A 26,799-nucleotide genomic window follows, 5' to 3' on the forward strand; every position below is an offset into this window, starting at 1 on the left:
ACCGCGAATATCGTTCTTTCCGCCCTTTGCAACCACCCGAAACTTGCCTTGTTTCCATCCGTTCCCAGATAGAGACTGGACTGCGAGCCAGGAGATGCCGATGGCCGGCGAAAGGGTAAATCTGACCGGGGCAAGGGAGACCTTGCTGATGACGCTCTACGGCAAGGCGCTGGAGAGCCGGCTGCCGCATTCGCTGCTCAGAGACCGTTTCGCCGACGAGGCGGTGCGCAAGATCGACTACGATTTTTCGCGGCTCAAGGTCGACAGCAATCTCGGCATCGGCCTGGCGATCCGCGCCAGGACATTTGATGTTCGCGTTCAGGACTTCATCGCCAGGAATCCCGGCGCCATCGTCCTGCATCTCGGCTGCGGGCTCGACACGCGCATCTTGCGTATCGATCCGGCTGATGGCGTGGAGTGGTTCGATGTCGATTTTCCAGACGTCATCGCCCTCAGGCGCAAGCTTTATCCGTCTCGGGACCGCTATCATTTGGTCGCGTCGTCAGTCACCGACCCGGATTGGCTGACTGAGGTGCCACGCAATCGTCCGGCCGTCGTGGTGATGGAGGGGCTGACGCCGTATCTGCCAGCAGAGGAAGGGCCGCGGCTGTTGTCGCGCCTCGTCTCGCATCTTTCGGGCGGCGAGCTGATGTTCGACGCTTACAGCCGATTCGGCCTGAAGATGCTTCGCCTCAATCCGACCATCAGGGCGACCGGCGCCGAGGTCCACTGGGCGATCGAGGACCCGCACCAACTGGAGCGCGCCGTTCCGAAGCTGCGCTTCGTCGACGATATCTCGGCCTATAGCGCCGAACGCACAGCTCACATGGGCTGGTCCGCGAAACTGTTCATCGGGCTCTGGAGAAACATCCCCGCATTGCGCAAGGTCGGCAGGATTCTGCGCTTCCGTTTCTGAGGCGCCGGTTCAGCGCGTCTTAGCGGTCGCAAGAGCGCGCGAGAACGCGGTGGCAAAACTCTCACGGGAATCTGGGTCCAGGAATAACCCGATCGGCACATTCTGCCCTTGTGCTTCAACTGCCATCCTGGTGATGCCGATCTCGGCATGGCGGGCGACGGAAAAGCGTGCCCAGAACGGGTTGAAGCGATGCGCCACCGATTTGCCCGAGGGGGCGGTCTTGCGAATGTCGAGGCTGGTGCGCGACACCGACACTTCCTCGCGGGCGCGGGCGGCGCGGTAATTGGCGCGGAAGGCGATGTAGAGGGCGATCACATCGAAGCCGAAGAAGCCGAACACCGGCCAGGCGCCGCGCGACAGGAAAAACGCCCCGGTCACCACCCAACCGAACAGCAGTGCGCCCATCAGGATCAGGAAGCCCGTCCTTCCCAGCGACCGGTGTGGGGTCAACAATGCGTGAAAGAAGGGCTCGTCAGCCTGAAACGAGGCGTTTGTGTCGCTCATGGCGGGATATTATAGGAGGGAAATGGCTAGCCCCAAGTCCAAAGATTCTTCCATGCCCAAAAGTGAACTGTCGCCAGGCCGCCGCGACGGCTCGAACGCGAAGCCGCGGCCACGGCCGGCAAGGGTTCGTTCGCTCTACAGCGCCGCCGAAGTGCATGAGATTTTCCGGCGGTTTTCGGTGCAGCGACCGGAGCCGAAGGGCGAACTCGAGCACGTCAACGCCTTCACGCTGCTGGTGGCGGTGGTGCTGTCGGCGCAGGCCACAGACGCCGGCGTCAACAAGGCGACGCGGGCGCTGTTCAAGGTCGCCGACACGCCTGAAAAAATGCTGGCGCTGGGCGAGGTCAAGGTCGGCGAGTACATCAAAACCATCGGGCTCTGGCGCAACAAGGCCAAGAACGTGATTGCGCTGTCGGAGGCGCTGATCCGCGACTATGGCGGCGAGGTGCCCGGCGACAGGGATGAACTGGTCAAGCTGCCGGGGGTCGGACGCAAGACCGCCAATGTCGTGCTCAACATGGCGTTCGGCCAGCACACGATGGCGGTCGATACCCACATTTTTCGCATCGGCAACCGGCTGGGCCTAGCGCCCGGCAAGACGCCGGAACAGGTCGAGCAAGGGCTGCTGCGGATCATCCCGGACGAGTATTTGCGCCACGCGCATCACTGGCTGATCCTGCATGGCCGCTACGTCTGCAAGGCGCGCAAGCCGGACTGCCCGGCCTGCGTCATCGCCGATATCTGCAAGGCGGCGGAGAAGACCACCGATGTGCCCGCGCCGCTGGTGGAAATCGCTGCGCTCGGCCCTTCGGACGTCCCGGATAACTAGTTCTCCTCCACGAACACCTCTTCGCGCTTCTTCTTGACCGAGGGCAGGAAGACGACGACGAGCACGGCCAATGCCACGAGCAGCAGGCTGGCGCTAATCGGCCGGGTCACGAAGGTCGAGGGGTCGCCGCGCGACAGGATCATGGCGCGGCGCAGGTTTTCTTCGAGCAACGGGCCGAGCACGAAGCCGAGCAGCAGCGGTGCCGGTTCGCAGCGCAGCTTGGTCAGGACGTAGCCGAGCAGGCCGAAGAAGGCGACGGCATGGAGATCGAAGGCGTTGGTGTTGACGCTGTAAACGCCGATCGAGCAGAACGCCATGATGATCGGGAACAGCACGTAATAGGGGATGGTCAGCAGCTTCACCCACAGCCCGATCAGCGGCAGGTTCAGAACGATGAGCATCAGATTGCCGATCCACATCGAGGCGATGATGCCCCAGAACAGCGCCGGCTGTTCGGTCGCGACATTGGGGCCGGGCACGATGCCCTGGATGATCATGGCGCCGATCATCAGCGCCATGACGGGGTTGGCCGGAATGCCCAGCGTCAGCATCGGGATGAACGAAGTCTGGGCGCCGGCATTGTTGGCCGATTCCGGTCCGGCGACGCCGGCGATGGCGCCCTTGCCGAATTCCCCGGGGGTTTTCGACACACGTTTTTCGACCGTGTAGGAGGCAAAGGCGGCAAGCACCGCGCCGCCGCCGGGCAGGATGCCGAGCGCCGAACCGATGATGGTGCCGCGCACGATGGGAGCCGCCATGGCCTTGAAGTCGTCGCGGGTCGGCATCAGGCCGGACACCTTTTTGATCAGCACCGAGCGCTCGTGCTCGTTTTCGAGGTTACGCAGGATCTCGGCGACGCCGAAGACACCGACCGCCACCGCGACGAAGTTCAGCCCGTCGGCGTATTCACGGATGCCGAGCGTGAAGCGCGGCGTACCTGTGTAGATGTCGGTGCCGACAATGCCGAGCAGCAGGCCGAGCACCACCATCGCCATTGCCTTGACGATCGAGCCATGGGCGAGCGCGATGGACGAGACGAGGCCGACGATCATCAACGAAAAATACTCCGCCGCGCCGAATTGCAGGGCTATCGCCGTCAGCGGCGGGGCAAAGACAGCGACCAGGAAGGTCGATACCGTGCCGGCGAAGAATGAACCGATCGCAGCGATGGCGAGCGCTGCCCCGGCGCGGCCGTTGCGGGCCATCTGGTAGCCGTCGATCGCGGTGACGGCCGAGGAGGATTCGCCGGGCATGTTGATGAGGATGGCGGTGGTCGAGCCGCCATATTGGGCGCCGTAATAAATGCCGGCGAGCATGATCAGCGAGGAAACCGGATCGCCGATCTGGAAGGTGATCGGCAACAGCATGGCGATGGTTGCGGTGGCGCCGATGCCGGGCAGGACGCCGATCAGCGTGCCGAGCAGAACGCCGATCAGGCAGAAGCCAAGATTGGCCGGCGTTGTGGCCGTCGAAAAGCCGAGTGCGAGGTTATTGAGAAGGTCCATATCAGCACCTCACAATGGCAGCCAGGGGCCGAAGCGCTGGAACGGCAACCCGAGCGCATAGCTGAAGACCAGGACCGAAAACAACGTCAGTGCGGCCGACAACACAAGTGCGGTCAGCGGCTTCATGCGGCCGCTGGCAAAGGAGGCGATCAGCGCCGTCAGGAAGATCGACGGGACGAAGCCGAGGCCGCGAACGGTCAGGCCGAAGAAGATCGGCGCCGGCAGGATGAACAGCATGCCCCGCCAGGCAATGGAGCCGATCGGCTCGCCCTCGATGCGCACCGCCTGGACGAGGATGATGGCGCCCAGCACGATCAGCACGATCGCCAGCACCAGCGGGAAATAGCCCGGTCCCATGCGGAAGGCGGTGCCGATCTCAAGGCCGAGCGATTGTATCGCGAAAAAGGCGCCGAAAAAGATGAACAGCGCGGCGCACAGGCCGTTTGTCCTGTCGATAGCGAAAGGTTTCATGACGGTCCTCCCAGGCACCCGAGCCTGCCGTTGCAAATGTGAAAACCGAAGCGAAAACGGGGCGCTGGTCGTGCCCCGTTCAAGTCCTCAGTCGGCGTACTGGCCGGCGGCTTCGATGATCGGCTTCCAGCGCGTGATCTCGCCTTCCAGCTTGGCCTTCAGCGCCGCCGGCGTCGCGTCGGCTTCGGATGACGGCTTGGTGCCGAGTTCGGCGAAGCGGGCGATGACATTGGGGTCCTTCAGCGCGACCTGGAGCGATTTCGACAGGCGCTCGGTAACCGCGGCCGGTGTGCCTTTCGGCGCATAGAGACCGTGCCAGATGGAGACCTGCACTGCCGGCAGACCGCCTTCGATGGTCGTCGGCACATCCTTCATCACATCGAGGCGTTCCGGCGTGGTGACGGCATAGGCCTTGATCGTGCCGCCCTGGATCTGCTTGGTGGTGTTGGTGGTCTGGTCGCACATCAAGTCTACCTGGCCGCCGAGAAGGTCAGTCATGGCCGGGCCGGTGCCCTTGTAGGGCACCGTGACCAGCGGCGTGCCGATGGCGCTCATGAACAGCATGCCGCACAGATGCGAGGCAGCCCCGATGCCGGCATTGGCGACGGTGATGCTGTCCTTGTTGGTCTTGGCGTATTCGACCAGCCCTTTCAGGTCTGTAGGCTCGAGGTCCTTGCGGGCGACGATGGCCATCGGCACCTCGGTGACGAGGCCGACATATTCGAAGGCGTTCAGCGTGTCGTAGGCGAGCTTCCTGTAGAGCGTGGCACTTGTCGCCATGCCGATGTGATGGAGGAGCAGCGTGTAGCCGTCCGGGTCGGCGTTGGCGACGCGGCCGGCGCCCAGCGTGCCGCCGGCGCCGCCGACATTCTCGACGATGATCTGCTGGCCGAGATCCTTCGACATGGCCTCGGCGACAAGGCGCGTGACCGTATCGGTCGGACCGCCGGCTGCAAACGGCACGACGACGGTGATGGTGCGCTCGGGATAGGTCTGTGCTGAGGCGGTGAAGGAATAAAGCGTGACGGCCGCGGCGGCGGCCAGGGCGGCAACAAATTTCCTCATCGTAGTTCTCCTCCCAGGATATCAATTTCCAACCGTTGCCCGGAACCCCCGCCAGCGATGTGCAACATAGGCAGGCTAACAGATTGTCGCCTGACGCAAACCGCAAAAGGCGATCAATGGGGAGTATGCCCGGTGGAGACGGGATTTCGTGTTGGCGTTGCTTCAATAACCGTAGCCGCGCGCCATCGCCGCTGCAAAGATCGGGATCAGCAGGAAGACAAAGGCCTCGGCGCGCACATAGGTCTTCACCGAAGCGAGCTCGGCCGCAGGCACCTGGAAGCCGAGACTGGCGCTGGCCTGCCGGTTCCAGGACAGGAAACGGATGGTGGGCACGATGGACAGCAGACCGACGACAGCGAATGCCGCCATCTTGGCCCAGAACACCCAGTTGTAGACGTAGAACTCCCAGCCCTTCAGGCCATAGATGACACGGCCAATGCCGATGATGATGATCAGACTGGCGATGATGCCATAGTGGCGGTCAATGCCGGCAAGCCGTTTGAGCGTGGTGGCGGACAGGTCGCCGCGGATCAGGACAAATTCGGCGCCGATGATGCCGGCCAGCGAGAACACCAAGAGATGATGGAAAATGGCAAGCACAAGATCGGTGGTGTCCATGGCGTTCTCCTCCCATTGGCGGTATCGAGACCGGCCCTAGCCGGACCGGTTGCGGAAGGTAGCATCGTTCGGCGGAATTCCCAGAGGCGGGCTGCTTCTGGTCCAGTCATCAGTGTCATTGACGCCACATCCTGACAGCTAGCTTTGATTGATCGAGATGGTTTCGCTGGCCGTACGATGATCCGGCTTGGCCCTTGTCCGGGCGCGCTGGTTTGCTAAGCGCTGCCACGTCAACGGAGGCAGAGTTTCATGGGCAGTCCAAAAACAGCCGGCGTTCCGGTCCTCGAAACGGAGCGGACCATCATGCGGGCGCACCGGCTCGATGACTTCGACGACTATGCCGTCATGTGGGCCAGTCCCGTCACCACCCGCTTCATCAGTGGCAAGCCGCGGACGCGCGAGGAAAGCTGGATGCGGTTCCTGCGGCACGCCGGCCTGTGGTCGCTGCTCGGTTACGGCTTCTGGGCGGTCGAGGACAAGGCCAGCGGCCGCTTCATCGGCGAGGCCGGATTTCACGATCTGAAGCGCGATATCGAGCCGTCGCTCGAAGGCATCCCCGAAGCTGGCTGGGCGTTGGCGCCGCAGGCGCATGGCAGGGGTTTTGCCAGCGAAGTCGTCAGGCGGGCGCTGGCCTGGGGCGACGAAACCTTTGCCGGCGCCAGAACCGTCTGCATCATCGATCCGGAAAACACCGGCTCGCTGAACGTCGCGGCAAAATGCGGCTACACCAAAGTGCTGGAAACCACCTATCACGATGGCCCGACGATCCTGCTCGAACGGCGGGTGTGAAGCACTTCATCGACGCAATTGCCTCGTTCTGCAAAAATTGCCATCCTGATCTAGCTACGCAATTCCTGTGGGAAAACCGCTCACACTTTTCCTGGAATTGCTCGTGGGGGAGCCGGCCAATGCGTGCGATCAATACGATGCTTCTGAAGCTTTTCTGGGCAGGGCTGCTCATCTTTGCGACCGTGCGGCTGGCTTGCGCCGATGCGACGGTGCCGACCGCCGACATCGAAGGCGCGGCCGACAATCATCTGGCCAAGCGTTATGAGGGGTCGTTCATCGTCTCCTACGAAAAATTCGCCTATACCGATTTCACCGTGCCGCTGTCGCCGCTGAAGCCGAGTGCCGATGCGGACGCGCGCGATACGATGAACAATCGCATCTATACGCCGGACAACAAGGCCGAGGTCGAGGGTGCGCTGACCCGCATCGCCTATGTGCTGCCGGCCGAGCGCTCGCCGCTGGAAGTGCTGCGCAACTACCAGGATGTGATCGAGGCCGCCGGCGGCGAAGTCCTGTTCGAATGCAAGAAGGAAGAGTGCGGCGGCGCTGCCGACCGGTCGTCGAGCGGCGGCGGCGGCGACATGAGCCTGATGATGTATTTCTTCCATGAAAGCGACGTCAAGGACGCGGCCTTTTCCAATGGCGCCTGTGCGTTGACTGCGGGCCTCAACGACCAGCGCTTTTTCGCCGCCAAGGTGCCGCAGGACGGCGGCGACGCCTACGTCACCGTGCAGGCCTATTCCCTGATCAACGACCTCTACTGCAAGGAACTCAACGGCCGCACCATCGCCGTCGTCCAGGTGCTGGAGCCGAAGGCGCGCGACAAGAAGATGGTGGTCGTCGAGGCCGCCAAGATGGCGGATTCGCTCTCTACCACCGGCTCGATCTCGCTCTACGGCATCTTCTTCGACACCGACAAGTCAGACATCAAGCCGGAATCGGAGCCGACGCTGAAGGAGATCTCGACGCTTTTGACCAACGAACCCGGCATGGCGGTGATCGTCGTCGGCCACACCGACAATCAGGGCGCGTTCGACTACAATATCGACCTGTCGTCGCGGCGGGCGCAGTCGGTGAAGGCGGCGCTTGTCTCGAAATACGGCATTGACGGCGGACGGCTGACTGCCGCCGGCGCCGGCATGATGGCGCCCGTCGCCAGCAATGACGACGAAACCGGCCGCGCCAAGAACCGCCGCGTGGTGCTGGTCAAGGCGAACTGACGAAGTCCGGCGACGGCTTTTCTTGTCATCCGGCCTTGCGCAATTTTCGCGCAAGGCCGTTCCAACGAGGTTTGTCCGTCCCCTTTGCCGGCCCCGCTGGATTCAGCAGCGTCATGGAGGCCTTGAAAGGTTGCGGCCTGGCTATCGCATAGCCTTGCGCATAGTCGACGCCGATGGTCTTCAGTGCCGCGATGATGCCGTCGCTTTCGACGAATTCGGCAATGGTGCGCTTGCCCATCACCTTGCCGATATGATGGATCATCTCGACCATGGCACGGTCGATCCGATCCTCCAGCATGTCCTTGACGAAGCTGCCGTCGATTTTCAGATAGTCGACGGGAAGGTGTTTCAGGTAGGCGAAGGACGACATGCCGGAGCCGAAGTCGTCGAGGGCGAAGCGGCAACCCAAGCCGCGCAGATCGGCAATGAAGCGCATGGCATTGGCGAGATCGGCGATGGCGCTGGTCTCCGTGATCTCCAGACAAATCATTTTCGGCGGAATGCCATAGGCAAGAAACTGCTCGCGCAGGAAGCCGAGGAAGGTTTCGTCGCCGAAGCTGGCGCCGGAAAGATTGATGGCACAAGTGGTGATGGGGAAGGCCGTTGGATCGGCGAGGCGTGCCGCCAGGACGCCGAAGGTGTTGCGCACGACCCAACGGTCGATCGACGGCATCAACCCATAGCGCTCGGCCGCCGGAATGAAGCTGGCGGGCGAGACGACGAGACCGTCCTCGTCGGTCAGCCGCAGCAGGATCTCGATATGTGCGCCGGTTTCGGCGGCCGCCTCATTCAGCGGCCAGATCTCCTGGGCATGAAGCGCAAAGCGGTTTTCTTCCAGCGCGGCATGCAGGCGCTGAACCCAGGCCATCTCGCCGAAGCGTTCGCGCAAGGCGACATCGCTGTCGCTGTGCAGCTGAACGCGGTTGCGGCCTTTTTCCTTGGCCATGTAACAGGCGACGTCCGCAGCCCGCAGGGTCTCTTCAAGCGTGATTTCGGCATTGGTGATCTGAACCATGCCGATGCTGACGCTGCTGTTGAACGGTCTGGCTTCCCAGGTGAAATGCAGGTCCTGCACCGTGGCACGCAGGCGTTCGGCGATATCAACAGCGAGATCCGGGCTGCAATCGAACAGCAGAACGCCGAACTCGTCGCCACCCAGCCGCGCCAGCATGTCGCCCGGCCGCAGCGCATTGCCGAGGAGCACGGAAATCTGCCGTAGCAACTGATCGCCGGCCGCATGGCCACACGTATCGTTGACAAGTTTGAACTGATCGAGATCCAGGTACATCAGAGCGTGCTGGCGGGACTTGTGACGCAATTCGGCGATTTCCGACTCCAACCGGCTTTCGAAGTCGTGGCGGTTGGCAAGTCCGGTCAATGCATCATGGGAAGCCTGCCAGGAGAGCCGCTCGATGTAGTCCTGTTCGCGCGTCATGTCGTGGAAAGCCAGCACTGCGCCAACCACATGGCCGGAAATGAGCAGTGGCGCCCCGGTCAGCGCCACGGGAATGACCGAGCCGTCGTCGCGCTGCAGCAGTTGCGGGCGGACGTTGGGGCGACGTGGCTCGCCAGCCAGCAGGCGTTCCGCCAACCCGAGTTCCTCGACACCGGTGTCCTTGTCCAGCAAGCGGAACAGCGAGGCGATCGGCTTGCCCCTGGCTGTGTGGAGCGAGTGTGCCAGCAGCCGCTCGGCGACGGGGTTCATGTAGTCCACCAGTCCGTCCGCTTGCGTGCTGATGACAGCCTGGCCGATCGAGGCGAGGGTGATCTGGGCGCGCTCGCGTTCGGCGTTGAGGGCGGATTGGAAAGCCCGGCGCTGCGCCAGCAGTTTGCGGGTGCGCCACACGGCGAGCAGGATGAGCAAGGCGGCTGTAACCAGGTTGGCGAGCGTCAGCACCATCTTGATGAAACGGGATCCCTCGCCGAGGCTGTCGGAGAAGGCCTTGGAAAGGGGGCCGATCAGATGGTTGAGTTGATGGATTTGCGCTTTCCAGGTGTTGATTTGCGCGGCTGAAACTGCCCCTTCTAAAAATCCCTGGTGGATCGTGGTGCCGAGCCGATCGATTTCAAGAATCATGCTGTCAGCGGCCGTCCAATGCTGGATGGCAATGTCGAGATAGCTCACCTCGCGGAAATTCTGGAACAGCCAGATCAATCCCGTCAGATCGTCGGGGTGGTTGCCGCCTTGCAGGAAGCCGGCGCGGGCGGCGCCGATGTCGGGTTCGGGCTGCTCGAGGGCAAGTCGAGCCGACCGATCGGCGAGCGGAACGGCGATGGCTTCGCGATACTCGTTGAAGAATTCTTCCTTGCCGGTTTCGGCATAGAGACTGAGAAAATAGATGGCCTGCTTCTGTCCCTTGGACCAGTGGCTCTCGCCGCCGACATAGGCGCGTACCGCCGAGAGCGTGTAAAGGCTTCCGCTGGCAACCAGGGCCTGGACAAGAACCACGAGGATGAATGGCCAGACCAGCCCGAGAAGACGGGGGCTGGTGTCTGTTGGTGACAGCCTCATCAAGCTTCCATGGGAATAGCCATGGCTCCTCGCGAATTGCCTGCCGACCAGATGCCGGCCAGCCGACGCCCTCTCCCCATGTCGCCCATATCCGGCGACGGTTGTTTGACTAGCCTACCGGCATTAACAGCCAATAAATTCTTCGGCTACTTGCTTCCGGATTGGCCCGATTTCTGTACAATTCGCTTACGCGGCGTCAGGGGCGCAATCTTTCGCAAAACCTGCATTGTATTCGAGTAAACTACAAGAATACATTCTCGGTCGGGGGTCTGCAAGAGCGGCGGAAACACTGTATGACCGCATGCTTGATTGCGTTGCGGGGCTTGATTGCGCTAGGTGAGGTTGCCTGCTTTCACGCCAGCGCGTTCAAGGGCTGACGCGTCCTCGCCGAAGGCACGTGTGGCACGGGCGGCCGCCTCCAGAAGGGTCGGCGTCATGCGCCGCAGGAACGCCGCGTCGACACGCGTGCTCGGACCGGCAAGCGTCAATGCCCCAAGCAGAATGTGCCCGGGCCCGAACACCGGCGCCGACACGCCCGCCGTCTCCGGGTCGCGGTCGCCGATCGACAGATAGTGGCAGGCCTGGCGAATGGTCTCGTAAGGCTCGCCCGGCTGGCCTGAAAACGCCGCCAGCACGCGGCCACCCGAGCCGGCGAGCAACGGCAATAGGTCGCCTTCCCGGATCGTGTAGCGGATCTGGTGCTTGGATTCGACGCGATAGAGGCAGGTGCGGGCGTCACCCGAGCGGACATAGAAGGCCACGCTTTCCCAGCTTCTTTCGGCTAGGTCGCGCATGATCGGCAACAGGATGTCGACCGCCACCACCGAGCGCTGGTAGAGCGCGCCGAGCCGGAAGGTGGCCGGCCCGATGCGGTAGCGGCCATCGTCGAGCCGCTCCAGCAACTGGCCACGCAGCAACGAGTTCGCCAGCCTCAATATTGTGCTCTTGTAGAGCCCGGTGCGCGCCGCGATTTCGGCCAGGCTGAGCGAGCGCTCGGCGGTCGCGAAAGCGTCGAGAATGGCGATCGCGCGGTCAAGCGCGGCGACGCCATCTGCCTGTAACGGCTGGGATCGCGCTTCGGTCATCTCACGGACGGTTTCATTCCGGTTTACTCGTTCAGGCTAGAGCGTTTCACCGTTCCAGGGAAATTGCGAACCGCTCTATCTCTTTGTTTTTACGCAATTCCTGTGGGAAACCGATCACACTTTTCCTGGAATTGCTCTAGGCCGATCGGCGTGATTGTGCCGCACATCCGGCGTTCTGTCTAGTAGAACGTCGTTCCTGTTGACAGAACGTGCCGAAATCGGCATGAATTTTTGCCGAGCGGGTCTATTTCAGGCTACGTTTCTGGCAGGCACCGGAGGAGGTGTCGTGATTTGGAGGAATCCCATGCTGAACAGACGCAGATTTTTGATGAGCACCGCGGCCGCAGGCGCTGCCGGTTTCGTCGCAACGCATTTGACACCCGCCTTCGCCCAGGATGCACCGCAGATCCAGATTTTTGTGCCGGCGGCGCCCGGTGGCGGCTGGGACCAGACAGGGCGCACCATCGACCAGGTGCTGCGCAGTGAAAAACTGATCTCCGGCTCGCAGATCACCAATGTCGGCGGCGCCGGCGGTACGGTCGGCCTGCCGCAGTTCATCAGCCAGTGGAAGGGCAAGGGCAATTCGCTGATGGTTGCCGGCATGGTCATGGTGGGCGCGATCATCGCCAACAAATCCGCCAACAACCTCTCCGAAGTCACGCCGATCGCCCGCCTCACCGGCGAGTTCGAGGCGCTGGTGGTGCCGGCGGATTCGCCGTTCAAGACGGCCGGCGATTTCGTTGCCGCGCTCAAGGCCGATCCGACCAAGGTTCCGGTCGCCGGCGGCTCGGCCGGCGGTTCCGACCACATCTTGTTCGGCCTGATCGCCAAGACGGTCGGCGTTCCGGCAACCAACCTCTCCTACGTGCCGTTCGCCGGTGGCGGCGAGGCGCTTTCGGCGCTGCTCGGCAACCAGGTTGCTGCAGGCATTTCCGGCTTCGGCGAGTTCTCCGAGCAGATCAAGGCGGGCGCGCTTCGGCTGTTGGCGATCTCCGCCGACAAGCGCCAGGACGGCATCGACGCACCGACGATGAAGGAAGCCGGCATCGATGTCGAATTGTTCAACTGGCGCGGCGTCTTCGCACCGCCCGGCGTGTCCGATGCCGACAAGGCGGCGATGGTCACGATGATCGAAACCATGGCCAAGAGCGACGCCTGGGCAACCGAGTGCAAGAACCGCAACTGGACGCCCATCCTGTTGACCGGCGACGACTATGCAAAATTCCTCGCCGACGACACCGCCCGCATCACCGCGATCCTCAAGGATCTAGGCCTCGCCTAAACCTTCAAGGGGGCGGCCAAGGCCGCCCCCTTCCGACTTTCGCCTGCGGCATGGACATATCATGCGGTGGGAGTGAAACTGCGGATGCGGCCGGCGGGAGGATGCCGGCCATATTGGGAGGACATTGATGAGCAGCAGCGACCAGCAGCCGGCGCCCCCGCGCCTTGCCATGCCCGAATTATTGATCGGCGTCGGGCTTCTCGCCTGTGCCGCGGCCGTGGCGTGGCAGACCCTGGCGATCCCGGTGTCGCCGCTCTATTCCAAGGTCGGGCCGACCGTCTTTCCCTACATCACCATGACCGGCATGATCGTGCTTTCGCTGCTGCTCATCCTCGCCGCGGTGCGCGGCGGCTGGCAGCCGCAGGAGGAAAAGGAAACGCCGACCGACTGGAAGGCGATGGGCATCGTCGTTGCCGGCCTGGTCGCAAATCTGGTGCTGATCCAGCCGCTCGGCTTCACCGCCGCCTCCGTCATCATGTTCGTGCTCGTCTGCTACGGCTTCGGCAGCAGGCACACGCTGCGCGATGCGCTGACTGGCCTGATCCTGGCGCTGGTAGCCTATTTCGGCTTTGCCAGGGCGCTCGGCGTCAACATCGGCGCCGGCTTCATCGAAAACCAGCTGAACACGGTGATCGACGCGATCATCACCACGTTGGGGGGCTGACGCCATGGAGACACTCAGCCATCTCGGTCACGGATTTTCCGTCGCTTTCTCGCCGATGAACCTGTTGTGGTGCCTGGTCGGCACCACGCTCGGCACCGCCATCGGCGTGCTGCCAGGCCTCGGGCCGGCACTGACCATCGCGCTTTTGTTGCCGATTACCTACCAGGTGGCGCCTGAGGCGTCCTTCATCCTGTTCGCCGGCATCTACTACGGCGCCATGTATGGCGGCTCGACGACGTCGATCCTGCTCAATACGCCCGGCGAAAGCGCCACCATCGTCACCGCGCTGGAAGGCAACAGGATGGCCCGCTCCGGACGCGGTGGCGCGGCACTGGCGACATCGGCGATCGGCTCCTTCGTCGCCGGTACCATCGGCACGCTGGGCGTCGCCTTCCTGGCGCCGGTGGTGGTGAAGTTCGCGCTGGCTTTCGGGCCGGCCGAATATTTCTCGCTGATGGTGCTCGCCTTCATCACGGTGTCAGCGGTGCTTGGCTCGTCGTCGGTGCGCGGCCTCACCAGCCTGTTCATCGGCTTTGTCATCGGCATGATCGGCGTCGACCTGCAGACCGGCCAGCCGCGCTTCACCTTCGGCATGAACGACCTGCTCGATGGCGTCGATGTCATCATTGCCGCGGTCGGCCTGTTTGCGGTCGGCGAGACGCTCTATATGGCCTCGCGCCGCTATGCGGGCAAGGACGAGATCGTGCCGCTTAAGGGCTCACTTTACATGACGGCGGCCGAATGGCGGAGGTCGTGGAAACCATGGCTGCGCGGCGCCTTCATCGGCTTCCCGATCGGCGCCATGCCGGCCGGCGGCGCCGAAATCCCGACCTTCCTGTCCTATGCCATCGAAAAGAAGCTGTCCAAGCACAAGAGGGAGTTCGGCACGGTCGGCGCCATTGAGGGCGTTGCCGGTCCGGAGGCCGCCAACAACGCGTCGGCCGCCGGCGTGCTGGTGCCGATGCTGACGCTCGGCCTGCCGACTTCGGCGACAGCCGCGATCATGCTGTCGGCCTTCCAGAGTTATGGCATCAATCCTGGACCGTTGCTGCTGACGACGCAGGCCGATCTGGTCTGGGGCCTGATCGCCAGCCTGTTCATCGCCAACGTCATCCTGGTCATCCTCAACCTGCCGCTGATCGGGCTGTGGGTGCGGCTGTTGAAAATTCCGGCGCCGCAGCTCTACGCCGGCATCCTGGTGTTTGCCACCGTCGGCACATATGGCATCTCGCAATCGCCGATCGACCTCGTCATCCTCTACCTTCTGGGGGCTGCCGGCTTCCTGATGCGGCGCTTCGATTTCCCGACCGCGCCGGTGATCATCGGCATGATCCTGGGACCGCTCGCCGAAACCCAGTTCCGCCGGGCGATGACGATCTCGAATGGTGACTGGTCGGTGTTCTACACCCACAAGCTGTCGCTGGTGCTGCTGATCCTCGCCTTCATCGGGCTGGCCGGTCCGCATATCTGGGCCTTCATCGAGCATAGGCGCCGGCGTGGACCGGAGCATGTGCCGGGCGATGCCTGAGCGATCTGGAGCGTCATGACCGATCTGCTTGCCGGCATCCGCGTTCTCGACCTGACCAATGTGCTGGCCGGGCCTTACTGCGCCTACCAGCTGGCGTTGCTTGGCGCCGATGTCATCAAGGTAGAGGCGCCGCAAGGCGGCGATCTGGCGCGCCAACTCGGCGCCTCGCCAGCGCTCAACAAAGCCGGCATGGGCGCGTCGTTCCTGGCGCAGAACGCCGGCAAACGATCGGTGGTGCTCGATCTGAAGAAAGAAGCCGACCGCGAACGCTTCCTCGATCTGGTCGCCTCGGCCGACGCGCTGGTCGAGAATTTTCGCCCCGGCGTGATGGAGCGCCTGGGGCTCGGCTATGAGAAGCTGAAAGAGGTTCGCCCTGGTCTCGTCTATTGCGCCATTTCGGGGTTCGGCCAGACCGGGCCGATGCGCGACAATCCAGCCTATGACCAGATCATCCAGGGGCTTTCCGGCATTATGAGCATCACCGGCACGCCGGACACCGCACCCTTGCGGGTCGGCTATCCCGTTGCCGACACGCTGGGCGGGCTGGTCGGGGCGTTTGCCATTGCCGCAGCACTTGTGAAGCAGAAGACATCAGGCGAGGGCGCGTTTCTGGATGTCTCGATGCTCGAATGCACGCTGTCGGCGTTGGGCTGGCCGGTGTCCAACTACCTGACCGCCGGCGTCGAGCCGAAGCCAATGGGCAATGAGAACATGACGGCGGCGCCCTCCGGTGCGTTCCGCACCGGTGACGGCTTGCTCAACATCGCCGCCAACAAGCAGGAACAGTTCGTCACGCTCTGCCGGCTGATCGGCCAGCCGGAGCTGGCATCGGACCCTCGCTTTGCCGAACGCGAGACCCGCAAGCAGAACCGCGCGGCGCTGAAGGCGCTGATCGAGGCGGCTCTGGCCAGCGCCTCGGCCGCCGCCTGGGAAGAAAAGCTCAACCGCGCCGGCGTACCGGCAGGCCGGATCCTGACCATCCCGCAGGTGCTTGGCGAACGGCAGGTGACCGAGCGCGACATGACCACCCGCTTCCAGGGCCTGCCCGGCATGGAGCAGCCGCTGACCGTCGTGCGCGGCGGTTTCATGGTCGATGGCCAGGCACCTTTGCCGGTCCTGCCGCCGCCTGTGCTCGGCGAACACATGGACGAGGTTTTTTCAGCCCTGCCGCCGCGCACCAGGAGAAGCGCGTGAGCGAGCTTGAGAAAAAAACCGGCCGCGAGCGCGGTGAGGAATGGTGGCAGACCGGCATCATCGAGATGAGCCCGGGCATCATCCGGCTACGCGGCTATGAAATCCAGGATTTGATCGGCCGCGTCAGCTTTCCGGCTGTCATCTGGCTGATGCTGCGAGGCGAATTGCCAAGCGAGGACCAGGCGGCGCTGCTCGGCGTTGCGCTGGGGGCGGCCGTCGACCACGGGCCGCAGGCGCCGTCGATCGCCATTGCCCGCATGGCCATCACCTGTGGCGTCGCCATCAACAGCGCCATGGCCTCGGCCGTCAACGTGCTGGGCGACGTGCATGGCGGCGCCGGCGAACAGGCGCTGTCCTTCTACGCCGACATTGCCGTGGCGCTAGACCAGGGTGCTGCGCTCAGCGAAGCCGTATCGGCCCGGCTCGATCGCTTCTTCGCCGAGGAGAAGGGCTATGTGCCGGGGTTTGGCCACCGCTTCCATCCGATCGATCCGCGCGCGCCGCGGCTGATCGAGGTGACCCGCGATTTTGCCGCGCGCGGCGTCGTCAGCGGACGCTTCGCAGACATCGCCGAGGCGGTCGAGGCGGAGGTGGCGCGGCGCAAGCGCAAGAAGATACCGCTCAACATCGACGGCGCCACCGCCGTCATCTATGGCGAACTCGGCTTTCCGCCGCCGCTGACGCGCGGCCTGTTCGTGTTGTCGCGCTCGGTCGGCATCCTGGCGCATGCCTGGGAGCAGTCGCAGCAGAGCGACCGCAACAAGGGGCCGCTGCCGCGCGAATGGCTGTGGGCCTATACAGGCACGCCCGTGCGGCCGTTTCCCGCTGAAGGCGACGAGGGCAAGTGAGGCTCAGGTCGGGTCTGACACCGCTGGCTGCGTGGTCGCCAGGTTTGCCATCAATGTCGAAAGATCGGGCTCATCGATGAGCAAGGCCGCGTCTTGCGGCTTGAGCCAAGCGCGCTGGCGGCTTTTGGCCTCCTGCCAGTTGGCCAGTTCCTCGGACACTTCGAGCAGGTAGACGACGACGTCGACGCGGACGAAACTGTTTTCCAATCGTTTCCAGTAGGAATAGCCGCCGGCCGGCGCCTTGCGGATCTTGCCGAGCACACCCGCCTCTTCGCGGGCTTCGATGGTGGCGGCCTTGCGCCCGCCCTTGCCTTTCATCGGCCAGCCCTTGGGCACGATGAAGCGCTTCGTCGTGCGCGACGTCACCAGCATCACTTCGAAATTGCCGTCAACGTCCAGGCGAAAGGGTATGGCGGCGACCTGGCGAATCCGTTCACCTCGCCTTGCCTTGCGCACCGCCTTTTTCTTCGTCGTCGCCATATGCTGATAACCCGGTCGACGGGCGCACCGCCGCACGCCGCCTGCAAACCCCAAAAATGCCCGCGAGGCAATGAAGCATTCTTATTAGATAAGTCGACTAAGTAAATCGCAAGCGACCGATATCAACGGCAAACACGCACTATCTGGTTGCCGACGATCTGAATCGGGCAAGCTTGCCTGACGACCGGCACTTCAGGGCGCGGCTGCGGCACGATCCGGCGGTCCTGCTCGCGATATTGCTGCTGCTGTTGCTGGAACTGCTGCCGCTGCAGGCTGTTGCGCAACTGCTGCAGCTCGTTCTGCTGGACCAGCCGGTTTGTGCCGGGATTGACGGCCTGCGCCGAGGCAGATTGCACCATGTCCGGCAACGTCGCCGCCGCCAGCATCGCCGACATCAGAATTGTCGATAGACGAAGCGTCGACATTGGTTCATTCCCGCACAGACATAACCTCGCCTCTATATAGGGCGTTCGTCCCGATCTGCCATGGTTGCGAAATCGGCGGAGCCGGTGGCGGATGCGACCTGCCCGCGCTTGACAGAAAAGAGCGAATGAACGCTCTATCGGGCGCGGTCCTTGGGCTCAATGGCGGCTGGCTCGAGGCACAATCGGGAGATATTGATGAAAAGCAGGCAAGCATATTTCGCAGCGCTACTGGGCAGCGTCTGCATTCTTGGCCCGGCGGCGGTCGCCGCGCAGACCAAGACCGACAGGGCAGCACCTGCCGCCGCTGCCGCAGGCCCGACACTGCCTGGCGGCGCGTCGGCGCTGTCCGAAACCCATGGCGACTGGACGGTCAATTGCCAGATAACGGGGACCAATAAGGCCTGCAGCCTGTCGCATCAGCAGTTCAACAAGCAAACCAACCAGCGCCTGCTGGCAATAGAGCTGTCGAGCAATAGCGGCGAGGATGCGGCCGGAACACTGGGGCTGCCGTTCGGCCTGGCGCTGGCCAAAGGCGTCAGCCTGACCATCGACGAGCAGAAGCTGGATGGCAGCCTGCCGTTCAACACCTGCCAGGCCGTCGGATGTCTGGTGCCGGTGGCGTTCGAGGCCAGCGTCACGCCGCTGCTCAAGGCAGCCACCACGCTGAAGATCGGCGCCTTCGCCGCCGACACCGGGCAAGCGGTGAGCTTCACCATTCCGCTGAATGGCTTCGGCGGCGCGCTTGCGCGGACAGCGGAATTGTCCGCGGACTGAGCGGCGAGCGCCCGGTCATTCAACCTCGCGCAGCCGATACCCCACGCCGGTCTCGGTGGTGATGTAGCGCGGCTGGTCGGGCGATTTTTCGATCTTCTGCCGGAGCTGGCGGACATAGACCCGGAGATACTGCACGTCGGTCGAATCGCCCCACACCTGCTTCAAAAGGAAATGGTGGGTGAGAACCTTGCCGGCGTGCTGCACCAGAATACGCAATATGTCGTACTCCTTTGGCGAGAGTTTTACCTCCTTGCCCTCGACCTTGACGATGCGCTTGACAAGGTCGACGCTGAGATCGCCGGTGTGGAAGACCGGCTTCTCGCCCTGTTGCTGGAATTTGTGGCGCAGCGCCACGCGGATGCGGGCGACAAGCTCGTTCATGCCGAACGGCTTGGTGACATAGTCGTCGGCGCCCAGTTCCAGTGCGGCGACGATGCCGGCCTCGTCGGTGCGGCTGGACAGGATGACCACGGGGACGTCGAACCCGTCGTCGCGCCATTTGCGCAAGAGATCGAGGCCGCCCATGCCGGGCAGGCCGAGATCGAGCAGGATCAGATCCGGCTTTTGCGTATCGACGATCTCGATCGCGGCCCTGGCGTTGGGCGCCTCACTGACCGCATAGCCCTGGCTGCCGAGGCCGACGCGCAGCAGTTTGCGGATCGGCGGCTCGTCATCGACCACCAATATGCTGACGTTGGAATTTGTCATGCCAGATCACCGGATGCTTGCCCGTCCGCGCTTTGTTCGTCGATGCCGGGCGATTGTGACGGTCGCGGCATGCGGATGGTGAAGACGGCACCGGGGCGGTCACTGCGATTTGCCGCCGTGATCGTGCCGCCCATCGCCTCGATGAAGCCGCGGCAGATCGACAGGCCGAGCCCGGTGCCGGCCTGGACCTGATCGCGCTTGCGCACCCGGTAGAAGCTGTCGAAAATGCGCTCCAGGTCGGCGGGTGGAATGCCTGGTCCTTCATCCATGACCTGCAGCACGACGGAGCCATTGTCGACCCAGCCCTGCACGCGGATGGTTGACCCCGGCGGCGCGTATTTTGCGGCATTGTCGAGGAGGTTGAACAGCGCCTGCTCGAACAGGACGGGGTCGAGCTTCAGCATCGGCACATCGGGTGGAATATCGATCTCGGTCTTGTGCCCGGCAGTGATCTTGCGCGCCCGCTGCAAGGCCGAGCCGACGACATCGCCGACATAGTGAAGAGCGAAATTCGGCTCCATGGCGCCGGACTCGATCTTGGTCATGTCGAGCAGGTTGGCGATGAAGCGGTTCAGCCGCTCCGATTCGTCGAGCACGGTGGTCAGCAGCTCGGCTCGATCGCTCTCGGGCAATGAGGGTGCGTATTCCCGCAGCGTGCCGGCCGCGCCCATGATGGCCGCAAGCGGCGTCTTCAGATCATGGGAGATTGAGGTCAGCAGCGCCGAGCGCAGCCGGTCGGCCTCGGCCGCCAGATTGGCGCGGTCGACATCGGCGACCAACTGAATGCGCTCGATGGCGACCGCCGCCTGGTCGGCCAGCGCGTCGAGCAGGCGCTGCTGCTCAGGCGTCAGCAGCGGCCCTTGCTTGTCGTTGTCGAGGCCGACGACGCCAATGGCCGTGCGCCCCGTCCGCAAGGGCAGATAGAGGCGCTTGGCGCCGGGCAGCGTGTCGGCGCCACGGCCGGCGGCACGGTTGTGCTCCCAGGCCCAGCGGGCGGCGGCGATGTCGGCCTCGGCCAGTGTGTCGTCGGGTGGATAGCCGGCCTTGACGGTGATCGTGCCATCTTCTGGCAAAAGCAGCACGACGCGCAGCTTCAGCATCGAGGCGATCTGGAAGGCCGTGGCCCACAGCACGTCGTCAAGCGTGCCGGCGCCGGCGAGCTTCTTGGAGAATAGGTAGATATCCTCCGTCGCCCGAGCGCGTGAACGGGCGGCAACCGCCTGGCGCTGCACGCGCGCCGTCAGATTGCTGGCGATGACGGCAACGACGAGGAAGACGGCGAGCGCCACGATGCTTTCCGGATCCCGGATGGTGAGCGTGTAACGCGGCTCGAGGAAAAAAAAGTTGAAGGCAAGGGCGCTGGCCACACAGGCGTATAGAGCCGGCCACAGACCACCGGCCACCGCCGATGTCAGCACGCCGATGAGAAAGATGATCGCAAGATTACGGACGTCGAGAAACTGGTCGAGCAGGGCGGCGAAACCGAGCGAGCCGGCAACGAAGGCCGTCGCCTTGAGATAGGGCCAGACATCGAACTGCCATTGTTCGTCCGCCGCCTTGACGTTCCGCGAGGCCGCCTCGTTGCCGCGCTCGGTTCCCGAAATGACATGGACGCTGATGTCGCCGGCATTGCGGATGAGATCGTAGGTGAGCGAGCCTTCGATCAGCTCGCGCCAGCGCGACCGGGTTGGCCTGCCGACGACGATATGGGTGAAGTTGTTGGCCGTCGCGTGGCGCACGATGTCCTGGGCGACGTTCTGGCCTGGAATGGTCGTCACCTCGGCGCCGAGCTGCTCGGCCAGGCGCAGCAGCGTCGCCAGCCGGTCCTTGTCCTCCTCGGACATGGTGGCCGAACGGGGCGTGTCGACATGCAGCGCCGTCCAGGGCGCGCGAAGCCGGTCGGCCAACCGGCGCGCATAGCGGATGCGGGCCGCGCCGCCCGGACGCGCGTCGACGCAGACAAGCACCCTTTCGCCGGCGGCCCACGGACCCTGGATGGCATGCGACTGCATGTGGTTGAGCAACTGCTCGTCGACGCGCTGGGCGGTGCGGCGCAGCGCCAGTTCGCGAAGCGCCGTCAGATTGCCGGGCGAGAAATAGTTTTCGACCGCGCGTTGGGCGGTGTTGGGGAAATAGACCTTGCCTTCCTTCAACCGCTTGATCAGGTCGTCGGGGGTGAGATCGATGATCTCGATGTCGTCAGCCTGGTCGATGATGGAGTCGGGAACCGTCTCGCGCACTCGTACGCGAGTGATCTGCGCTACGACGTCGTTCAGGCTCTCGACATGCTGGATGTTGAGCGTGGTGTAGACGTCGATGCCGCGCGCCAGGAGTTCCTGGACGTCGAGATAGCGCTTGGGGTGGCGGCTGCCTGGCGCATTGGTGTGGGCAAGCTCGTCGACAAGCACCAGCGCCGGACGGCGCGCGAGGATAGCGTCGATGTCCATCTCGTCCAGCACGCGGTCCTTGTAGCTGACCTTCTGGCGCGGAATGACCTCGTAGCCTTCGACCAGCGCCAGGGTTTCCTGGCGGCCGTGGGTTTCGACGATGCCGATCACCACGTCGACGCCGTCCGCCAGCCTGGCGCGGCCGGCCATCAGCATCTCGTAGGTCTTGCCGACGCCGGGGGCAGCACCGAGAAATATCCGCAGACGGCCGCGCTCTTCCCGTTCCGCATGCTCGAGCAGCGCGTCCGGAGAGGGTCTGTTGTCGTTGCTTCTGTCGTCCGGCATCTGGCTCGATCATGAACGGCGCCGGGGATCGTGTCGATCCCCGGCCCACTCTCTCATTGCTTGGTATCGTCCAGCGCCAGGTTGAGCGCCAGAACATTGACGACCGGCTCGCCGAGGAAGCCAAGCTCGCGGCCTTCGACATGGCTGTCGACAAGCGCCTTGACCTTGGCTTCGTCGAAGCCCCTGGCCCTGGCCACCCTGGCCACCTGGAAATAGGCGGCCTCAGGGCTGATGTCGGGGTCGAGGCCGCTGCCTGAGGTGGTGACCAGGTCCATCGGCACCGGCCGGTTCGGATTCTCCGCCTTCAGCTTGTCGGCGTCGCCCTTGATGCGGGCGATCAGCTTGGGGTTGGTCGGGCCGAGATTGGAGCCGCTGGAGGCGGTGGCGTTGTAGCCGTCGCCGGCAGCCGAAGGGCGGCCATGGAAATATTTTTCGCCGGCAAAGCCCTGGCCGATCAGTTCGGAGCCGACGACCTTGCCGTCCTTCTCGATCAGGCTGCCATTGGCCTGGTGTGGAAACAGCGCCTGGGCGATGCCGGTCATCCCCAGCGGATAGACCAGGCCGGTCAGGATGGTGAAGAAGACGATCATGATGATCGCGGGTCTTAACTGTTTAAGCATGGACGTGTTTCCTTAAGCGAGGCCGAGGCCGGTGACGATCATGTCGATCGCCTTGATGCCGACGAAGGGAACGATGATGCCGCCGAGGCCGTAGACCAGCAGGTTGCGGCTGAGCAGGGCGCCGGCGCCGATGGCCCGGTATTTGACGCCTTTCAGCGACAGCGGGATCAGCGCGATGATGATCAGCGCGTTGAAGATGATGGCCGACAGGATGGCGCTTTGCGGTGTCGCCAGGTGCATGATGTTGAGCGCCTGCAGCGGTCCGGTGCTCTGCCCCGGCGCGACGTAGAAGACGGCGAACATCGCCGGGATGATGGCGAAGTATTTGGCGACGTCGTTGGCGATCGAGAAGGTCGTCAGCGAGCCGCGCGTCATCAACAGCGCCTTGCCGATCTCGACGATCTCGATCAGCTTGGTCGGGTCAGAGTCGAGGTCGACCATGTTGCCGGCCTCGCGGGCGGCGACCGTGCCGGTGTTCATGGCGACACCGACATCGGCCTGGGCAAGGGCGGGCGCATCATTGGTGCCGTCACCACACATGGCGACCAGCTTGCCCTTGGCCTGTTCGTCGCGGATCAGCTTCAGCTTGTCCTCCGGCGTTGCCTGGGCAAGGAAGTCGTCGACGCCGGCTTCGGCCGCGATCGCCGCCGCCGTCATCGGATTGTCGCCGGTGATCATCACGGTGCGGATGCCCATCTTGCGCAGTTCGGCAAAACGCTCGCGAATGCCGCCCTTGACGATGTCCTTGAGGTGGACGACGCCGAGCAGGCGGCCATCGCGCTCGACCGCCAGCGGCGTGCCGCCCGACTTGGCGATCTCGTCGGCGATAGTCTGGAGATCCTTGACGGTGTCGCTGCCGGGGCGCGCGCCATGGGTGGCCGATGTCGACTGGTTGACATAGGCGAGGACCGAATCGACGGCGCCCTTGCGCACCGACGAGCCATCGATGTCGACGCCGCTCATGCGGGTCTGCGCGGTGAAGGGAACGAAGGTCGCATGCAAGGTCGCCATGTCGCGGGCGCGGATGGCGTATTTTTCCTTGGCCAGCACGACGATCGAGCGTCCCTCAGGCGTCTCATCGGCAAGCGAAGCCAGCTGCGCCGCATCGGCCAGTTCCTGCTCGGTGACACCCTTGACCGGGCGGAACTCGGTAGCCTGGCGGTTGCCGAGCGTGATGGTGCCGGTCTTGTCGAGCAGCAGCGTGTCGACGTCGCCGGCGGCTTCCACGGCACGACCCGACATGGCCAGCACGTTGAAACGCACCAGGCGATCCATGCCGGCAATGCCGATGGCCGACAGCAGGGCGCCGATGGTGGTCGGGATCAATGTGACGAACAGCGCGACCAGCACAGTCACCGGGATGTAGCCGCCGGAATAGGAGGCAAAGCTCGGGATCGTCGCGGTGGCCAGCACGAAGATCACCGTCATGCCGACGAGCAGGATGTTGAGTGCGATCTCGTTCGGCGTCTTCTGGCGAGCGGCACCTTCGACCAGCGAGATCATGCGGTCGAGGAAGGTGTGGCCAGAAGCGGCCGATATGCGCACGCGGATCCAGTCGGACAGAACCTGCGTGCCACCGGTGACGGCAGAACGGTCGCCGCCGGATTCGCGGATGACGGGTGCGGACTCGCCGGTGATTGCCGCCTCATTGACCGAGGCCACGCCTTCGATCACTTCGCCGTCGGACGGGATGATGTCGCCGGCTTCGACCAGCACGATGTCGCCGACCTTCAGGCTGGTGCCGGGCACCAGCCTGAATTTGGAGCGGTCCTCGCCGGCAAGCAGCTTGGCCTGGGTCTCGGTACGTGCCTTGCGCAGCGAGTCGGCCTGCGCCTTGCCGCGGCCTTCGGCAACGGCTTCGGCGAAGTTGGCGAACAGTACGGTGAACCACAGCCAGATGATGATCTGCAGGGTGAACCCGAAATCGCCGCCACCAGTGAAGCGATCCCTGACGAAGAGGACAGTGGTCAGCAGTGAAACGATGGCGACGACGAACATCACCGGGTTCTTGATCAGGGTGCGCGGGTCCAACTTCCTGAAGGCGCCGCCGATGGCGGGCCACAGGATGCTGGCATCCATGATGACAGCGGATTTGGACTGGCTCATTTGGTGGCTCCAGTATCTGAACTGTTGGCTGGCACCGAACGATCGGATGCCGAGAAAAGGTGCGGCGGCCCGTAGGCCAGCAGCCAGATTACGATCATGACTGCCGCGAGGCCGAGGAAGGTGGACACGCTGGGGAAGGGAGGGGGAGTTTCCTCCCCGTCGGTGCCGGCTCGCGGCCGGCGCTTCCTGCGTTTTGGGTTGAACCAGGACATGACAAGCCTCAGAAGGTCTGCCCGTTGATGGTAGCCAGGTGTTCGACGATCGGTCCGATCGCCAGTGCCGGGAAAAAGGTCAGGCCAACGACGATCAGGATGACGCCGACGAGCAGGCCGACGAACAGCGGACCATCGGTCGGGAAGGTGCCGGCCGAGGCAGGCACCGTCTTCTTCGCCACCAGCGAGCCGGCAATGGCGAGCGCCGGGATGATGACCAGGAAGCGGCCCATCAGCATGGTGATGCCGAGCGTGATGTTGTACCAGGGCGTATTGCCTGAGAGGCCGCCAAAGGCCGAGCCGTTGTTGGCCGCCGCCGAGCTGTAGGCATAGAGAACCTCGGAGAAGCCGTGCGGGCCGCCATTGGCCATGGAGGCCACGGCGCTTGGCAGCACCACGGCTATCGCCGTGAAGGTCAGCATTGCCAGCGGCAGGCACAGGATGGCGAGCATCGCCATCTTGACCTCCTTGGCCTCGATCTTTTTGCCGAGATATTCCGGCGTGCGGCCGACCATCAGGCCGGCGACGAAGACGGCGACGACGATGAACATCATGATACCGTAGAAGCCGGCGCCGACACCGCCGACGATGACCTCGCCGAGCTGCATGTTGACCATCGGGATCAGGCCGCCAAGCGCGGTGAAACTATCATGCATGGCATTGACGGCGCCGCAGCTTGCGGCCGTGGTGATGACGGCAAACAGCGCCGAGGCGGCAATGCCGAAGCGGCTCTCCTTGCCTTCCATGTTGCCGCCGCCGATGCCAAGCGCGTGAACCAGCGGATTGCCGGCGGCTTCCGCCCAGTAGCAGACGGCGACACCGGCGATGAACAGCACGCCCATCGTGGCCAGGATCGCCCAGCCTTGGCGCTGGTTGCCGACCATGCGGCCAAAGACGTTGGTCAGCGCCGCACCGAGCGCGAAAATCGTCACCATCTGGATCAGGTTGGAGATGGCGTCCGGGTTCTCGAAGGGATGGGCGGCATTGGCGTTGAAAAAGCCGCCGCCATTGGTGCCGAGCATCTTGATGGCGGCCTGTGAGGCGACCGGTCCAAGTGCGAGCGTCTGCTTGGCGCCCTCCAGCGTGGTGGCGTCGACATATGGCCCGATCGTCTGCGGCATGCCGAGCCAGACATAGACGAGCGTCAGCACGATGCAGAGCGGCAAAAGGATGTAGAGCGTGCAGCGGGTCATATCGACCCAGAAATTGCCGATCGATTTTGCCGAGGCGCGGGCGAAGCCGCGGATCAGCGCCACCGCAATGGCGATGCCGACGGCGGCGGACATGAAGTTCTGCACGGTAAGGCCGGCCATCTGCACGAGGTAGGACATCGTGCTTTCGCCGCCGTAATTCTGCCAGTTGGTGTTGGTGACGAAGCTGACGGCGGTGTTGAAGGCGAGGTTGGGCTCGACAGCGGTCATGCCCGCCGGATTGTACGGCAGGGCGCCTTGCAGGCGCTGCAGCATATAAAGCACCAGGAAGCTGGCAAGGCTGAAGAAGATGATGCCTGAGGCATAGGCGGTCCAGTGCTGCTCCTCGCGCTCGCTGGTGCCCGAAATGCGATAGAGGCCGCGCTCGATAGGGCCGAGGACCGGCGACAGGAATGTGCGGTCGCCGTTGAAGACGCGGTACATGTAGCCGCCGAGCGGCTTCGCGAGCAAAACGACGATCCCGCAATAGACGAGGATCTGTATCCATCCGTTGAGAGTCAT

General features: G+C 63.7%; 24 protein-coding genes. 10 read left to right on the forward strand and 14 right to left on the reverse strand.

Going from position 1 to position 26,799, the window contains the following annotated elements; all coding sequences use genetic code 11:
- Window positions 1-100 precede the first annotated feature (100 nt).
- Window positions 101-916, forward strand: coding sequence for a class I SAM-dependent methyltransferase (locus tag FJV77_RS23615; protein ID WP_142869009.1), 816 nt, complete (start codon window positions 101-103; stop codon window positions 914-916).
- 9 nt (window positions 917-925) lie between these two features.
- On the opposite strand, the gene FJV77_RS23620 is transcribed toward FJV77_RS23615, so the two are convergent.
- Window positions 926-1,420, reverse strand: coding sequence for a DUF2244 domain-containing protein (locus FJV77_RS23620; protein ID WP_142869010.1), 495 nt, complete (start codon window positions 1,418-1,420; stop codon window positions 926-928).
- 22 nt (window positions 1,421-1,442) lie between these two features.
- Between FJV77_RS23620 and nth the strand changes: the two genes are divergently transcribed.
- Window positions 1,443-2,249 (forward strand): endonuclease III, encoded by an 807-nt coding sequence (nth, locus tag FJV77_RS23625; RefSeq protein WP_142869011.1) that lies wholly within the window; start codon window positions 1,443-1,445, stop codon window positions 2,247-2,249.
- On the opposite strand, the gene FJV77_RS23630 is transcribed toward nth, so the two are convergent.
- From FJV77_RS23630 to FJV77_RS23645, 4 genes are all read right to left on the reverse strand, one after another.
- Complete coding sequence (locus tag FJV77_RS23630; RefSeq protein ID WP_142869012.1) at window positions 2,246-3,754, reverse strand: tripartite tricarboxylate transporter permease; 1,509 nt, start codon at window positions 3,752-3,754, stop codon at window positions 2,246-2,248. The genes nth and FJV77_RS23630 overlap by 4 nt on opposite strands.
- 9 nt (window positions 3,755-3,763) lie before the next feature.
- A complete protein-coding gene (locus FJV77_RS23635) occupies window positions 3,764-4,225 on the reverse strand; it encodes a tripartite tricarboxylate transporter TctB family protein (RefSeq protein WP_142869013.1) in 462 nt (153 codons plus the stop codon).
- An 87-nt stretch (window positions 4,226-4,312) separates the two neighbouring features.
- Window positions 4,313-5,290, reverse strand: a complete 978-nt coding sequence (locus tag FJV77_RS23640) for a tripartite tricarboxylate transporter substrate-binding protein (RefSeq protein ID WP_142869014.1) — start codon at window positions 5,288-5,290, stop codon at window positions 4,313-4,315.
- Window positions 5,291-5,452: 162 nt separating this feature from the next.
- Complete coding sequence (locus FJV77_RS23645) at window positions 5,453-5,908, reverse strand: DUF2214 family protein (RefSeq protein WP_142869015.1); 456 nt, start codon at window positions 5,906-5,908, stop codon at window positions 5,453-5,455.
- A gap of 249 nt (window positions 5,909-6,157) precedes the next feature.
- Here FJV77_RS23645 and FJV77_RS23650 point away from each other — a divergent pair, with 249 nt between their 5' ends.
- Both FJV77_RS23650 and FJV77_RS23655 read left to right on the forward strand, forming a co-directional pair.
- The gene (locus FJV77_RS23650; RefSeq protein ID WP_142869016.1) at window positions 6,158-6,697 is read left to right on the forward strand and encodes a GNAT family N-acetyltransferase; all 540 of its coding nucleotides are present in this window, start codon (window positions 6,158-6,160) and stop codon (window positions 6,695-6,697) included.
- Window positions 6,698-6,816: 119 nt separating this feature from the next.
- Complete coding sequence (locus FJV77_RS23655; protein ID WP_246691366.1) at window positions 6,817-7,917, forward strand: OmpA family protein; 1,101 nt, start codon at window positions 6,817-6,819, stop codon at window positions 7,915-7,917.
- Between the two features lie 25 nt (window positions 7,918-7,942).
- Here FJV77_RS23655 and FJV77_RS23660 read toward each other — a convergent pair whose 3' ends face one another.
- Window positions 7,943-10,429, reverse strand: coding sequence for an EAL domain-containing protein (locus FJV77_RS23660; RefSeq protein ID WP_142869017.1), 2,487 nt, complete (start codon window positions 10,427-10,429; stop codon window positions 7,943-7,945).
- Between the two features lie 332 nt (window positions 10,430-10,761).
- Entirely contained in the window at window positions 10,762-11,514 is a 753-nt protein-coding gene (locus FJV77_RS23665) for an IclR family transcriptional regulator (protein WP_142869018.1), read from the reverse strand.
- 304 nt (window positions 11,515-11,818) lie between these two features.
- Here FJV77_RS23665 and FJV77_RS23670 point away from each other — a divergent pair, with 304 nt between their 5' ends.
- From FJV77_RS23670 to FJV77_RS23690, 5 genes are all read left to right on the forward strand, one after another.
- Window positions 11,819-12,796 carry a tripartite tricarboxylate transporter substrate-binding protein gene (locus tag FJV77_RS23670; protein ID WP_142869019.1) on the forward strand — a complete coding sequence of 326 codons (978 nt, stop codon included), beginning with the start codon at window positions 11,819-11,821 and terminating at the stop codon, window positions 12,794-12,796.
- A gap of 127 nt (window positions 12,797-12,923) precedes the next feature.
- A complete protein-coding gene (locus tag FJV77_RS23675; protein ID WP_142869020.1) occupies window positions 12,924-13,460 on the forward strand; it encodes a tripartite tricarboxylate transporter TctB family protein in 537 nt (178 codons plus the stop codon).
- A gap of 4 nt (window positions 13,461-13,464) precedes the next feature.
- Complete coding sequence (locus FJV77_RS23680; protein WP_142869021.1) at window positions 13,465-14,988, forward strand: tripartite tricarboxylate transporter permease; 1,524 nt, start codon at window positions 13,465-13,467, stop codon at window positions 14,986-14,988.
- A gap of 15 nt (window positions 14,989-15,003) precedes the next feature.
- Window positions 15,004-16,182 carry a CoA transferase gene (locus FJV77_RS23685; RefSeq protein WP_142869022.1) on the forward strand — a complete coding sequence of 393 codons (1,179 nt, stop codon included), beginning with the start codon at window positions 15,004-15,006 and terminating at the stop codon, window positions 16,180-16,182.
- Window positions 16,179-17,030: a citryl-CoA lyase gene (locus FJV77_RS23690; RefSeq protein WP_142869023.1), complete on the forward strand. Its 852-nt coding sequence runs from the start codon at window positions 16,179-16,181 to the stop codon at window positions 17,028-17,030. Before FJV77_RS23685 ends, FJV77_RS23690 begins: the two co-directional genes overlap by 4 nt.
- A 3-nt stretch (window positions 17,031-17,033) precedes the next feature.
- Here the strand turns inward: FJV77_RS23690 and FJV77_RS23695 are convergent, their stop codons facing one another.
- A complete protein-coding gene (locus FJV77_RS23695; protein WP_142869024.1) occupies window positions 17,034-17,510 on the reverse strand; it encodes an NUDIX hydrolase in 477 nt (158 codons plus the stop codon).
- A gap of 122 nt (window positions 17,511-17,632) precedes the next feature.
- A complete protein-coding gene (locus tag FJV77_RS23700) occupies window positions 17,633-17,935 on the reverse strand; it encodes a hypothetical protein (protein WP_246691367.1) in 303 nt (100 codons plus the stop codon).
- A 195-nt stretch (window positions 17,936-18,130) separates the two neighbouring features.
- Here FJV77_RS23700 and FJV77_RS23705 point away from each other — a divergent pair, with 195 nt between their 5' ends.
- A complete protein-coding gene (locus FJV77_RS23705) occupies window positions 18,131-18,709 on the forward strand; it encodes an invasion associated locus B family protein (RefSeq protein WP_142869025.1) in 579 nt (192 codons plus the stop codon).
- A gap of 15 nt (window positions 18,710-18,724) precedes the next feature.
- On the opposite strand, the gene FJV77_RS23710 is transcribed toward FJV77_RS23705, so the two are convergent.
- The 5 genes from FJV77_RS23710 to kdpA all read right to left on the reverse strand — a co-directional run bounded on the left by FJV77_RS23710 (window position 18,725) and on the right by kdpA (window position 26,799).
- Window positions 18,725-19,417: a response regulator transcription factor gene (locus FJV77_RS23710; protein ID WP_142869026.1), complete on the reverse strand. Its 693-nt coding sequence runs from the start codon at window positions 19,415-19,417 to the stop codon at window positions 18,725-18,727.
- On the reverse strand, window positions 19,414-22,149 hold the full coding sequence (locus FJV77_RS23715) for a sensor histidine kinase KdpD (RefSeq protein WP_142869027.1): 2,736 nt from the start codon (window positions 22,147-22,149) through the stop codon (window positions 19,414-19,416). Before FJV77_RS23715 ends, FJV77_RS23710 begins: the two co-directional genes overlap by 4 nt.
- A gap of 53 nt (window positions 22,150-22,202) precedes the next feature.
- Window positions 22,203-22,769: a potassium-transporting ATPase subunit KdpC gene (gene kdpC / locus FJV77_RS23720; protein ID WP_142869028.1), complete on the reverse strand. Its 567-nt coding sequence runs from the start codon at window positions 22,767-22,769 to the stop codon at window positions 22,203-22,205.
- Window positions 22,770-22,781: 12 nt separating this feature from the next.
- The gene (kdpB, locus tag FJV77_RS23725; RefSeq protein ID WP_142869029.1) at window positions 22,782-24,875 is read right to left on the reverse strand and encodes a potassium-transporting ATPase subunit KdpB; all 2,094 of its coding nucleotides are present in this window, start codon (window positions 24,873-24,875) and stop codon (window positions 22,782-22,784) included.
- A 220-nt stretch (window positions 24,876-25,095) separates the two neighbouring features.
- Entirely contained in the window at window positions 25,096-26,799 is a 1,704-nt protein-coding gene (kdpA, locus tag FJV77_RS23735) for a potassium-transporting ATPase subunit KdpA (protein ID WP_142869031.1), read from the reverse strand.

It is taken from the genome of Mesorhizobium sp. WSM4306, assembly GCF_007003975.1.
GTDB lineage: Bacteria > Pseudomonadota > Alphaproteobacteria > Rhizobiales > Rhizobiaceae > Mesorhizobium.